This is a genomic window from Pantoea hericii (genome assembly GCF_014155795.1).
Lineage (GTDB): Bacteria > Pseudomonadota > Gammaproteobacteria > Enterobacterales > Enterobacteriaceae > Pantoea > Pantoea eucalypti.
Genome location: NZ_SCKV01000005.1, coordinates 159,496 through 172,765 on the forward strand (window position 1 = coordinate 159,496; position 13,270 = coordinate 172,765).

Genomic DNA, 13,270 nt, shown 5'->3' on the forward strand with positions numbered 1-13,270 from the left:
AAGTGTTATTACTGCAGGAATAAAAGAGCAAAAGGGACGAAAGGATCGCCCCTTTAATTTCACAACCAGGCGGGAGCAGACCCGCCTGGCCAGTTATTACGCCAGCAGCGCTTTCGCTTTCGCGACGACGTTGTCAACGGTAAAGCCAAACAGCTCGAACAGCTGATCTGCAGGTGCAGATTCACCGAAGCTGGTCATACCCACGATAGCGCCATTCAGGCCCGTGTATTTGAACCAGTAATCAGCGATGCCCGCTTCAATAGCAACGCGAGCGCTGACGGCTTTCGGCAGCACAGATTCACGGTATTCATCGCTCTGCTTGTCGAAAGCATCGGTTGACGGCATCGAGACCACGCGCACTTTGCGGCCTTCGCTGGTGAGTTTGTCCCAGGCACCGACAGCCAGTTCAACTTCTGAACCGGTTGCGATCAGGATCAGCTCAGGGGTGCCGTCGCAATCTTTCAGCACGTAACCACCGCGCGCCACGTTAGCCAGCTGTGCAGCATCACGTTCCTGCTGCGCCAGGTTCTGACGGGAGAAGATCAGTGCCGTTGGGCCATCCTGACGTTCGATAGCATATTTCCACGCCACCGCAGATTCTACCTGGTCACATGGACGCCACAGGCTCATGTTTGGTGTGGTGCGCAGGCTCGCCATCTGCTCAACCGGCTGATGCGTCGGGCCATCTTCACCCAGACCGATTGAGTCGTGAGTGTAGACCATGATCTGACGGATCTTCATCAGTGCCGCCATACGCGCTGCGTTACGCGCATACTCAACGAACATCAGGAAGGTAGCGGTGTATGGCAGGAAGCCGCCATGCAGTGCCAGACCATTGGCGATAGCGGTCATACCGAATTCACGCACGCCGTAATGGATGTAGTTACCCGCAGCATCTTCGTTGATTGGCTTAGAACCAGACCAGATAGTCAGGTTGCTCGGCGCCAGGTCAGCTGAGCCGCCCAGGTATTCCGGCAGAATTTTACCAAAGGCTTCGATAGCATTCTGTGACGCTTTACGGCTGGCGATCTTCGCCGGGTTCGCCTGCAGCTGTTCAACGAACTTCTGAGACTCTTCCTGCCAGTTAGCTGGCAGTTCGTTGCTCACGCGACGTTTAAATTCAGCAGCCAGCTCAGGATGGGCCTGCGCATACGCAGCGAATTTCTCATCCCATGCCGCTTCTTTCGCCTGGCCCGCTTCTTTTGCGTCCCACTCAGCGTAGATGTCTGAAGGAATAACGAACGGTGCGTGGTTCCAGCCCAGCTGTTTGCGGGTCAGTGCCACTTCGTCATCACCCAGCGGCGCGCCGTGTGAATCATGGGTGCCCGCTTTGTTCGGTGAACCGAAGCCGATAACGGTTTTGCACATCAGCAGTGAAGGCTTGTCGCTGACGCTCTTCGCTTCGTCGATCGCTTTAGCAATCGCATCTGCATCATGGCCGTCTACGCCGCGCACGACATGCCAGCCGTACGCTTCAAAGCGCTTAGCGGTGTCATCAGTGAACCAGCCATCAATGTGACCATCGATGGAAATACCGTTGTCATCATAGAAGGCAACCAGTTTGCCCAGCTTCAGCGTACCCGCCAGTGAGCAGACTTCGTGAGAAATACCTTCCATCATGCAGCCATCACCCATGAAGACATAGGTGTTGTGGTCTACGATGTCATGACCCGGACGGTTAAACTGCGCGGCCAGTGTGCGTTCAGCAATGGCGAAGCCGACGGCGTTGGCGATGCCCTGCCCCAGCGGACCGGTGGTGGTTTCAACGCCCACGGTGTAGCCATATTCAGGGTGACCTGGAGTTTTTGAGTGCAGCTGGCGGAAGTTTTCCAGTTCGCTCAGTGGCAGATCGTAGCCGGTCAGGTGCAGCAGGCTGTAGATCAGCATTGAGCCGTGACCGTTAGAGAGGACGAAACGGTCGCGGTCGGCCCACAGCGGGTTGGTTGGGTTGTGGTTCAGGTAGCCGCGCCAGAGTACTTCAGCGATGTCCGCCATGCCCATTGGGGCACCCGGATGTCCCGATTTCGCTTTCTGTACTGCATCCATACTTAACGCACGAATGGCGTTGGCAAGCTCTTTACGAGAGGGCATTTTCTACTCCAGGTCGGATTAATGCTTCGCACCTTAACTGATTGTTATTAATGAGTTACCGGGCAAAACAAGGAAAAAGTTGCCCATCAATGTACATGAAAGTCAGGTCAAAAGTACATGTTGTAAAACGCTAAATGTCACCGCTTCGTATGGCTTTTTCGGCCAGGTCTGCTAGCAAAGTGCAGACTGGCACGCTATAACCAAATCGTTTATTCATCTGAGTGAGTTTCAGGTGTTTGTTTTTCTTACCTTGTTATGGATGGGATACAGCATGAAAACCAAAAAAATGGTGTTAGCACTTGGCCTGACAGCGATGCTCAGCGGCTGTCAGGGTTTAGACAATAATGCACTGATGCAATCTGGCGCGCAGGCCTATCAGGCTTATAGCCTGAGCGACGATCAGGTAAAGCAACTGAGCGATAAATCCTGTGAGCAGATGGACAAGGATAATCAGCTGGCGCCCGCTAACAGTGAGTATCAGCAGCGCCTGAATAAGATTGCAGCCGCGCTGGGCGATAATATCAATGGCGTTCCGGCGAACTATAAGGTTTATCAGACCAAAGATGTCAACGCCTGGGCGATGGCAAACGGCTGTATCCGCGTTTACAGCGGCCTGATGGATATGATGACTGACAATGAGGTGGAAGGCGTGCTGGGCCATGAGATGGGCCACGTTGCATTGGGTCATACGCGTAAAGCGATGCAGCTGGCGTATGCCACAACCGCCGCCCGCACGGCAGCCGCATCAGTTGGCGGCGTGATCGGTTCACTGTCTCAGTCGCAACTGGGTGAGATGGGTGAAAAACTGGTTAACGCACAGTTCTCCCAGACTCAGGAATCGCAGGCAGATGATTACTCCTACGATCTGATGAAGAAGCGCAACATTAATCCGGAAGGTCTGGTGACCAGCTTTGAGAAACTGGCGAAGCTGGAACAGGGACGTCAGAGCTCGATGTTTGACTCGCACCCCGCTTCTGAAGCGCGTGCCGAGCACATCCGTGAACGTATTGCGGCAGACGCGAAGAAGTAATGCCTGATACAGGCGCATGCACACAGCATGCGCCTGCAGTACGGATCAGGTCAGAATCACTGGCCTAACGTTTGAATATCTGATCCACCATCGAACCTAAATCGAGTTTATTCTCGTGCAGCGACGCCTCATCCATATGCCCCTGAGGTGACATTTTGTCGATCAGCTGCGGCAGAATAACCGCCAGCGTGCCCGCGGCGCCCTTAACGTCGGTTCCCAGCTTATCCGCCAGTGACTGTAGCTCAGCCTGACCAAATGCAGAGTGGATATCGCTGTGTTCTACCGGCTGATTCGCCCCGGTGCCGATCCACGAACCAAACACCTCGCCCAGCCCGCCCTGCTGGAATTTTTGTAGCAGCACTTCAATACCGCCCTGCTCCTGCACCCAGTGCCAGACCGCCTGAAGTTGTCCGGGCAAATGCCCATCACTCTGCGCGCCCTGTAGCGATCCCGCAAGTTCATCAAGAAAGCCCATGATTGCCTCCACGTTGAGAATTGATATCAATGAGTTTAGCTGCTGATGCGCGGTTACGCCTGAGCAGCGGGCGTTGTGATAAAGGGAAACAATCCTGAGGAGGAAAAGCGGATGGCGGTCGTTACTGGCACTGTGCCGCATTAGCCGGCGGCGCAAAACCTGCCAGGTTAACCCGGCAGGCTCATGACAGGATTAACCTTTGTTTGCAGCCTGAACATGCAGCATATCCAGCGCCAGCGTCGCCGCCGCCAGTGCTGTCAGATCAGCATGATCGTATCCCGGTGCCACTTCCACCAGATCCATGCCGACAATGTTCATGCCCTGCAGGCCACGGATCAGCTTGGTCGCTTTATCCGTGGTCAGGCCGCCAATCACTGGCGTGCCGGTGCCAGGCGCATGCGCCGGATCCAGACAGTCGATGTCGAAGGTCAGATAGATCGGCAGATCACCAACGGTGCGTTTCACTTCCGCGAGGATATCGTCAACGCTGCGGTCGTTGACCTGCGCCGCATCCAGCACGTTGAAACCAAGGCTCCTGTCGAATTCGGTGCGGATACCGATCTGCACAGAATGCTGTGGATCGATCAGACCTTCTTTCGGCGCGGTAAAGAACATAGTGCCGTGGTCGAAGGTCGGGCCGTTGGAGTAAGTGTCGGTATGCGCATCGAAATGCACCAGCGCCATCTTACCGAAGTGTTTTGCATGGGCGCGCAGCAGTGGCAGCGTAACGTAGTGATCGCCGCCAAAAGTCATCATGCGCTTGCCACTGGCCAGCAGTTTTTCCGCGTGAGCCTGCAACTTGTCGGAAAGATCCTGCGAATCACCGAAGGCGTAAACCAGATCGCCACAGTCGACCACGTTCAGACGCTGACGCAGGTCGAAATCCCACGGCCAGCGGCAGCCTTCCCAGGCCAGATTGGTGGAGATCTGACGAATCGCGCCCGGACCCAGGCGGCTGCCCGGACGGCCCGATGTTGCAGCATCAAATGGCACGCCAGTGATAACCCACTCGGCGTCGCTGTCGTAAGGCTGGAAATTCAGCGGAAAACGCATGAAACCAAAGGCGTTAGAAACCAGGGAGTTGTCATACTGATTGCCAAGGGTGTTATACATAATTGCTCTCTCTATGTGCGTTAGTCAGGCCAGGCCCGCAAGCCATTAAGGTTGAGATGAAAAAAATCCCCTCCGCGTCGTTAGGCCCGACGAGGAAGGGATTGAGTGGGTCAGATTATCGGCATAGTTAACGGCAACTGCAATATGCGATTGCAGGCTGCCAGCGCCGATTATTCATCTTCTAAATAGGTGTAACCGTAGAGGCCGCTCTCAAACTCTTCCAGGAACTGCGCGCGCAGCTCTTCGTCGACATCGGATGCCTGCACCTGATTACGGAACAGCGCCATCAGCTCGTTGGGATCAAGCTGCACGTAACGCAGCATGTCCGCCACGGTATCGCCTTCATCAGAGAGCTGGACTTCCACATCGCCATTTTCGCGTGCGTAGACATCCACCGCCTCGGTGTCACCGAACAGGTTGTGCATGTTGCCCAGAATTTCCTGATAAGCACCGACCATGAAGAAGCCCAGCATTGGCGGATTATCCACGTCATATTGCGGCATCGGCATGGTCGTCGCGATACCGTCGCCATCCACGTAGTGATCGATGGTGCCATCGGAGTCACAGGTGATGTCGAGCAGCACGGCGCGACGCTCCGGCTTCTTGTTCAGCCCTTCCAGCGGCAGTACCGGGAACAGCTGGTCGATACCCCACGCATCCGGCATGGACTGGAACAGCGAGAAGTTCACGTAGATCTTATCTGCCATGCGCTCCTGCAGTTCGTCGATGATCGGACGGTGCGCACGGTTGCTGGGATCAAGATGCTGCTGAATATAGTGGCAGATGCTCAGATAGAGCTGCTCAGCCCATGAACGCTGCTTCAGATCGTATGTACCGGAGGCGTAGCCGGTATGGATATCAGACAAATCCATCTGGCTGTCGTGCAGCCATTCACGCAGCGAACGACGGGTGCTTGGCTCATGCATCTCCTGCCAGGTTTCCCACATGCTGAGAATCGGGCGCGGCGCATCCGCATCCGGCGTTTCAGGTTCGCTGAACTCGTTACGCTCGACACCAATGATATTGGAGACCAGTACCGTGTGGTGCGCGGTCACAGCACGACCCGACTCGGTAATGACGGTCGGATGCTCGAGACCGTGCTCATCACAGGCCGCACCAATCGCCCAGATCACGTTGTTGGCATACTCATTCAGGCCATAGTTGACCGAGCAGTCAGACTGCGAGCGCGTGCCTTCGTAATCGACGCCCAGACCGCCACCGACATCGAAACATTTGATGTTAACGCCCAGCTTCGCCAGTTCGACGTAGAAACGCGCCGACTCACGCACGCCGGTGGCGATGTCGCGAATGTTGGACATCTGCGAACCCAGATGGAAATGCAGCAGCTGCAGGCTGTCGATGCGACCCGCTTCGCGCATGATCTCAACCAGTTTCAGCACCTGCGTGGCGGACAGACCAAACTTCGATTTTTCGCCGCCGCTCGACTGCCATTTACCGGAGCCTTGCGAAGCCAGACGCGCACGGATGCCAAGACGCGGCACGACATTCAGACGCTCCGCTTCTTCCAGCACCAGCCGCACTTCCGTCATCTTCTCCAGCACCAGATAGACCTTGTGGCCCATCTTCTCGCCAATCAGTGCCAGACGAATATATTCGCGATCTTTGTAGCCGTTACAGACGATCACTGAGCGGGTCTGACCGGCATGCGCCAGCACGGCCATCAGCTCGGCTTTCGAGCCGGCTTCCAGTCCCAGCGGCTCGCCAGAGTGAATCAGCGACTCAATAACGCGTTTGTGCTGGTTAACTTTGATCGGGTAAACCAGGAAGTAGTCGCCTTTGTAGCCGTAAGATTCGCGCGCGCGTTTAAACGCGGCGTTAATCGAGCGCAGACGGTGTTGCAGAATCTGTGGGAAGCAGAACAAGGCGGGGAGACGCTGGCCCTGTGCTTCGCGCTCTTTAACCAGGCGGGCTAAGTCGACGCGCACATCCGGACGATCCGGATCGGGGCAGACACTGATGTGGCCCAGTTCGTTAACGTCATAATAGTTGTTGCCCCACCAGGCGATGTTGTACGTACGCAACATTTTGCTCGCATCCTGATCGTTCATTGCCACCTCCTGCATGGAGCGGAGTGCACCCTGTTCGCCAGCTGACGAACCTTTGATATTCTTCATGTCGTCAGACATCGCGAACCTCAATTTTCCGTTGAAAGATAGAACTGCTAACCGGCTTTATGGCCGCTAATCTGAAAACCTGTTGCCACATTAAACACAATGTCCTGTTCACCTGACGTTGCCGTCAGCGCGATTCACGCATGAGAGTTAAGTGTAAAACACCCTGGCCATCTCCGTTTAAACAGAGAACATTTAGTTATGTATTGACCATGGATAACCTGCGTCGTTCCGCTACGCGGGCGCAGAGAAGAGACCAAACCAGCAGAACAGAGATAAAGATTAGCCGGCGCCTGTGTCGGTAAAATTACCGCATCGGACATAGTGTCGGCAGGACAAAGAAACAGATGGGAGGCAGGAGAGAGCCAGTGCAGCGCCGCAGCGCAAGGAACCGGAAGAAGAAAAAGCGTGGTTCATTACTTGTATCACCTCCGCATATGCCAGGGGCACATGGAAAACAACCTGGGTGAAAGCCAGACCAGAGTCTGACAGGCGCGACGCAAACAGTGGCGTCATCCTTGCTGCTGCTATCGAAGCAGCGGCGTTTTATACAGTTTACAGCGCTAAAATGCAAAAAGATTATCCGGGAATTGCGTGCAGTGTCAGCAAATTATGCCGATAACGGTTACAGGTTAAGCGCTTAAACAGAAAAAGGGCTGGTAATTGGTTTATCCTCTATCCTAAAATAGCCGTCCAGATGGTTTTCCATCTAAACAGGTTACTATCCAGGCGGTGTCAGCCTGCTGTGCTGATACTACCTCACTGCTCGCGGCTTTGCCTGAAGGGGCGTCAGGTCAGACAACCTCACTGGCGCTATGCAGTCGTACTCAAACCATATTTAAGGTAAAGAACAGAATGGCTAAACACCTTTTTACGTCCGAGTCCGTATCAGAAGGACATCCCGATAAAATCGCCGACCAGATCTCCGATGCTGTGCTGGATGCGATCCTCGAACAGGATCCTAAAGCGCGCGTGGCCTGCGAAACTTACGTTAAAACCGGAATGGTTCTGGTTGGCGGTGAAATCACCACCAGCGCCTGGGTCGATATTGAAGAGATCACCCGTCAGACCGTACGTGACATCGGCTATGTTCATTCCGATATGGGCTTTGATGCCAACTCCTGCGCGGTATTAAGCGCCATTGGCAAACAGTCTCAGGATATTAATCAGGGCGTTGACCGCACCGATCCGCTGGAACAGGGCGCGGGTGATCAGGGTCTGATGTTCGGCTATGCCACCAACGAAACTGACGTGCTGATGCCTGCGCCGGTGACCTATGCGCACCGTCTGGTTCAGCGTCAGGCTGAAGTACGTAAAAACGGGACCCTGCCGTGGCTGCGTCCGGATGCCAAAAGCCAGGTCACTTTCCAGTATGACGATGGCAAAATCGTTGGCATTGATGCAGTCGTTCTGTCTACTCAGCACGCTGAATCCATCAGTCAGAAAGATCTGCAGGAAGCGGTGATGGAAGAGATCATCAAACCGGTTCTGCCAACAGAATGGCTGAGTGCCTCGACCAAATATCACATTAACCCAACCGGTCGCTTTGTGATTGGTGGTCCGATGGGCGATTGCGGTCTGACCGGCCGTAAAATCATCGTCGACACCTACGGCGGTATGGCACGTCACGGTGGCGGTGCGTTCTCGGGTAAAGATCCTTCTAAAGTTGACCGCTCTGCCGCCTATGCAGCGCGTTACGTGGCAAAAAACATCGTGGCGGCGGGTCTGGCTGACCGTTGTGAAATTCAGGTCTCCTACGCTATTGGCGTGGCTGAACCGACCTCTATCATGGTGGAAACCTTCGGCACCGAGAAAATCTCAACTGAACAGTTGACGCTGCTGGTACGCGAGTTCTTCGACCTGCGTCCATACGGTCTGATTCAGATGCTGGACCTGCTGCACCCAATCTATAAAGAGACCGCGGCTTACGGTCACTTTGGTCGCGAACATTTCCCATGGGAAAAAACCGACAAAGCTGCCCTGCTGCGTGAAGCAGCTGGCCTGTAAGGTTAGCGGCGGCTGATAAAAACCCTGCCCCGGTGGCGGGGTTTTTTATCGCCCGATCAGCCCCATTGCTCACCAGAGAATGTCTGCCTCCGCCCGGCACCGGAATACGATAACCCAGCTGTTTATTCCAGACATCTGAAGACGAAAAAAAACGAACCTGAATGACATCCTCTTTACTCTGCAGCAAATTTTCAGTTCTCAGCTACACTTCCTTTCGCTTTTTCTGACGACAAAATGTTAACGATTACAAATCGAAATGCTTTGTATATCTGACATTTAAGAATTAACGCACGTAGTTATTATGCTGAAAATGCGTTATTTTCAGCGTCGTCTGATAGCCACTAAATAGAGCATTGTCAGAAACTTAATGAGTGCTATACCTCACTGGTTAATTAATCTTTCCGGGAAAAATATGCTGAATTTCAGGGTTTCAGCGTGTGTAAGCGATTACACTGATGTGATCAGGCTCACTTTTTTCCCGCAAATGGTTTTTTAACATTGATAAAAACAATGATGGATAAACCTGGAGGCTACAATGCCTGGCAATACACACAAAAGCAGAACTTCAAATAAGGCGATGACCTTATTTGTCTGCTTTCTGGCGGCCCTTGCGGGACTGCTGTTCGGTCTGGATATCGGCGTTATCGCCGGTGCTCTGCCGTTTATCGCAAAGGACTTTAACGTCACCCCTCATCAGCAGGAGTGGATCGTCAGTTCCATGATGTTTGGTGCGGCGGTCGGTGCTATCGGCAGCGGCTGGATGTCATCCCGCCTGGGCCGTAAGAAAAGCCTGATGGCCGGTGCGATTCTGTTCGTGATCGGTTCACTCTGGTCAGCAATGTCGCCAAACCCGGAAATGCTGATCAGCGCCCGCGTTCTGCTGGGTCTGGCTGTCGGTATCGCCTCTTATACCGCCCCGCTTTATCTTTCTGAGATCGCACCGGAAAAAATTCGCGGCAGTATGATTTCGCTTTACCAGCTGATGATTACTATCGGTATTCTGGGTGCTTACCTGACCGATACCGCATTCAGCTTTACCGGCAACTGGCGCTGGATGCTGGGTATCATCACGATTCCGGCACTGCTGTTGCTGGTCGGTGTTTTCTTCCTGCCAAACAGCCCACGCTGGCTGGCGGCGCGAGGCAACTTCCGCGATGCACAACGTGTACTGGATCGTCTGCGTGACACCAGCGAGCAGGCAAAACGTGAGCTGGAAGAGATTCGTGAGAGCCTGAAGGTCAAGCAGTCTGGCTGGGGTCTGTTCACCAGCAGCAGCCACTTCCGTCGCGCGGTCTATCTCGGCATCCTGTTGCAGGTGATGCAGCAGTTTACCGGCATGAACGTCATCATGTACTACGCGCCAAAAATCTTTGAAATCGCAGGCTTCACTAACACCACCCAGCAGATGTGGGGCACGGTGATTGTGGGTCTGGTCAACGTTCTGGCCACCTTTATTGCTATTGGTCTGGTGGATCGCTGGGGTCGTAAACCTACGCTGATTCTGGGCTTTATGGTGATGGCAGCCGGTATGGGCGTGCTGGGTACAATGCTGCACTTCGGTATTCACTCTGCAGGCGCACAGTACTTTGCGATCGGTATGCTGCTGATGTTTATCGTTGGCTTTGCCATGTCAGCCGGTCCGTTGATCTGGGTACTCTGTTCCGAAATTCAGCCGCTGAAAGGCCGCGACTTCGGTATCACTGTCTCTACGACCACCAACTGGATCGCAAACATGATCGTGGGTGCAACCTTCCTGACCATGCTGAATACGCTGGGCAATGCGAACACCTTCTGGGTCTACGCACTGCTTAACCTGTTCTTCATTCTGCTGACGCTGATGCTGATTCCTGAGACCAAAAACGTCTCGCTGGAGCACATTGAACGTAATCTCATGGCAGGTAAGAAACTGCGCGACATCGGTTCTCGCGACTAACGTTACGTCGTAAAAATCGCGGTAATAAAAAGGCGGGGTTTCCAGAGAAACCCCGCCTTTTTTATAGGTTCAGACAGAGACTATGCAGCGGTGACCGGCAGCGGCCGCCGTATACAGCAGAGCGCCAGAGCCATAATAAAAATGGTGGCGGTCTGATTATAAGGCAGTACCGAATCGGTCAGTCCGCAGATAAACAATCCCAGCATCGGCAGCGCAACACCGCGCAGATCGCACTTCTTCAGCACGCCTGCCAGCACGGTCAGATAGAGCAGCGCCAGCGACAGCGCACCCAGCCAGCCCTGCAGTGTCGTCACTTCCAGAAACTCGTTGTGCATGTTGTATTTAACGTTGGTATAGCCCTCAGTATTGTGAGGATAGTGCGCCGTGATGAACTGTCGGGCCTCGGTGGTGCGCGCATCCGGCGTCGCAAAACCGCCATGATGCTCAATAAAATTCATCGCCCCGCCCCAGATAGCCACACGTGCGCCCAGGGAGGTTGAGCTGTTTGAGCCATAGTTCTCGATATCCTGCACACCCTCCACCCAGCGGTTACTGGTCATCAGGATCAGCACCGCCAGCACGCCCACCAGCAAAGCACTAATCCGCCAGTTGGTCAGCAACGACAGCCGATAAGTCTGCACCAGGAACAGCAATCCTGCGGCAATCAGCGCAATCAGGGTCACCCGGGTGCCACATAGGTAGAGCAAGGCAAAGGTCACCGCCAGCGCAACGACATCAGCCACCTTCCAGTACGAGTGCGTCTCAAAGCGGCTCAGCCATAGCCAGGCACAGTAGATAAAAAGAATCATGTAGGAGGACATCGAGGCCGCTTCGGTGGTGAGTTTGATGCGGATATTTTCGGTATAAAGATGCTCGTGAATACCAAAGCCCAGCGTAATCAACAGTCCCACCAGAATTAACACTTTTCCGATGCGCAGCGTGGTAGCAGAGACCCGATGACCATAAATCGCCAGACTGAGCAGCACAAAGGCGCCCAGTAACAGTCGCTTCGCCCCCAGCAGATAGTTGCCGATATTGGTGATAGCATCTTTTGAGGGCGCGGTTTCGATCCCTTTAGCGTGTATCGCCCAGAAGAGACGGATCAGGGCAAAAATAATCAGTACAGCAAACAGGGCGATATAAAAACCGTTCTCTTTAAAGTCCTCTCGCCTGCGCACCAGGCCATACAACACGGAGGCAACGGAGAGATAAGAGACCAGATAGAATATTTTTTGCGGCAGGCCGGTAACAAACATATTCAGTGACAGCGCCAGACAGAGCGCAATAACTGAAAAATTAACCATTAACGTTAATCCATCGCGACTGGTTCTATTCGTCATGCTTAACCTCAGTTAGGCGGTTAAACACACTCATCAGGTGCTTCATATAATTTTCCTCATAAAAACCGGTAATGCTCGCTTTAATAACCTGATGATCAGGAAAGTGAAAATCCCCGCTCATGGTGTTGAGAATAGCGGCCAGTGCCATGCTGTCATTAGTGGGATAGAGCTGACCATTGAGACCATTCTGAATAATTTCTGACGGGCCGCTGATGCAGTCGGAGGAGACGCAGTAGACGCCACGCGATATCGCCTCCAGCAGAATCAGCGGGAAGCCTTCGAAGTTAGAGGTCATCACCAGGCAGGTGACCTGTTTAATATGGCGGCTGACATACGCCCAGGCGTTCTCCTGCCAGCCATGCCAGGTAATGCGATCCTGAATCCCGAGTTCCGCCACGTAGTGCTGACAGCGCGTCAGATCTTCCCCGTCCCCCACGATCTCCAGCGTCCAGGGTGTATCGAGTTTCTGCAAGGCATCAAACAGGTCTTTGAGCTGTTTCTGTCGCTGAAAATGGACGCGACCAATATAGAGAAACTTCAGCGCCTGCGGTCTGCCGATAACCTCATCATTGCGCCTGATGGGGTTATGGATGACATCAACGTCAGAGGCACGGGCACCTAACTCAACCAGCTGCGCTTTGATTTCATGACTGATAGCAAAATGGTGATCGGCCCGCAGCAGATAATGTGGGCGATATCGTTCGCGCGGTGGCAGGTGCATCCAGCTCGAAAGCACGATTTTGCGGCCAGAAAGCGTAATAGCCCGACGCGTCATCAGACAGGGAATGGTGTTGAGGGTCAGAACATGATCGGGTTGATAGCGACGAAAGAAAGCAGCCATTCTCAGCGTGTGAATAAGATTTTTAATTTTCTTATTCCGCAGCGTGCAGACGCTCTCTGCCAGTACGGCATTGGCGGTCCAGGCGCGGGAGTGGCTCTCCTCTCCGCTGTTAATAATAAACAGCCCCGCTTCCGTTCCGGCTTCCGCATTCAGGGCGGTGATCAACTGACAGGTCACATTTTCCATACCACCGCGACCGGCCATCAAATCCGTCACCAGCACAATCCGTTGTTTCCTGACGTTATCATTATTTTTCATTGCTTTATCCATGCTCTGTGCCGTTCGCTTTTCATCCATTCACTCGCCAG

The 13,270-nt window shown here is 53.8% G+C and carries 9 protein-coding genes; 3 read left to right on the plus strand and 6 right to left on the minus strand.

The genetic code is table 11. The features are described 5' to 3' along the window. Positions 1–96: 96 nt before the first annotated feature. Positions 97–2,091 carry a transketolase gene (gene tkt, locus H7K52_RS12610; protein ID WP_008925680.1) on the minus strand — a complete coding sequence of 665 codons (1,995 nt, stop codon included), beginning with the start codon at positions 2,089–2,091 and terminating at the stop codon, positions 97–99. Positions 2,092–2,362: 271 nt separating this feature from the next. Here tkt and loiP point away from each other — a divergent pair, with 271 nt between their 5' ends. Continuing rightward, positions 2,363–3,121, plus strand: a complete 759-nt coding sequence (gene loiP, locus H7K52_RS12615) for a metalloprotease LoiP (RefSeq protein WP_003853364.1) — start codon at positions 2,363–2,365, stop codon at positions 3,119–3,121. Between the two features lie 64 nt (positions 3,122–3,185). Here the strand turns inward: loiP and H7K52_RS12620 are convergent, their stop codons facing one another. The 3 genes from H7K52_RS12620 to speA all read right to left on the minus strand — a co-directional run bounded on the left by H7K52_RS12620 (position 3,186) and on the right by speA (position 6,856). After that, complete coding sequence (locus tag H7K52_RS12620; protein ID WP_008925681.1) at positions 3,186–3,596, minus strand: YidB family protein; 411 nt, start codon at positions 3,594–3,596, stop codon at positions 3,186–3,188. Positions 3,597–3,788: 192 nt separating this feature from the next. Further along, the gene (speB, locus tag H7K52_RS12625) at positions 3,789–4,709 is read right to left on the minus strand and encodes an agmatinase (protein ID WP_003853366.1); all 921 of its coding nucleotides are present in this window, start codon (positions 4,707–4,709) and stop codon (positions 3,789–3,791) included. Positions 4,710–4,879: 170 nt separating this feature from the next. Continuing rightward, a complete protein-coding gene (speA, locus tag H7K52_RS12630) occupies positions 4,880–6,856 on the minus strand; it encodes a biosynthetic arginine decarboxylase (protein WP_003853367.1) in 1,977 nt (658 codons plus the stop codon). Positions 6,857–7,696: 840 nt separating this feature from the next. On the opposite strand from speA, the gene metK reads away from it, so the two are divergent. Beyond that, the gene (metK, locus tag H7K52_RS12635; RefSeq protein ID WP_003853369.1) at positions 7,697–8,848 is read left to right on the plus strand and encodes a methionine adenosyltransferase; all 1,152 of its coding nucleotides are present in this window, start codon (positions 7,697–7,699) and stop codon (positions 8,846–8,848) included. 535 nt (positions 8,849–9,383) lie between these two features. Continuing rightward, positions 9,384–10,781 (plus strand): sugar porter family MFS transporter, encoded by a 1,398-nt coding sequence (locus H7K52_RS12640; protein WP_003853371.1) that lies wholly within the window; start codon positions 9,384–9,386, stop codon positions 10,779–10,781. An 80-nt stretch (positions 10,782–10,861) separates the two neighbouring features. Here H7K52_RS12640 and H7K52_RS12645 read toward each other — a convergent pair whose 3' ends face one another. Further along, a complete protein-coding gene (locus H7K52_RS12645) occupies positions 10,862–12,085 on the minus strand; it encodes an O-antigen ligase family protein (RefSeq protein WP_003853373.1) in 1,224 nt (407 codons plus the stop codon). A gap of 25 nt (positions 12,086–12,110) precedes the next feature. Then, positions 12,111–13,259 (minus strand): glycosyltransferase, encoded by a 1,149-nt coding sequence (locus H7K52_RS12650; protein ID WP_003853374.1) that lies wholly within the window; start codon positions 13,257–13,259, stop codon positions 12,111–12,113. Positions 13,260–13,270: the final 11 nt, after the last annotated feature.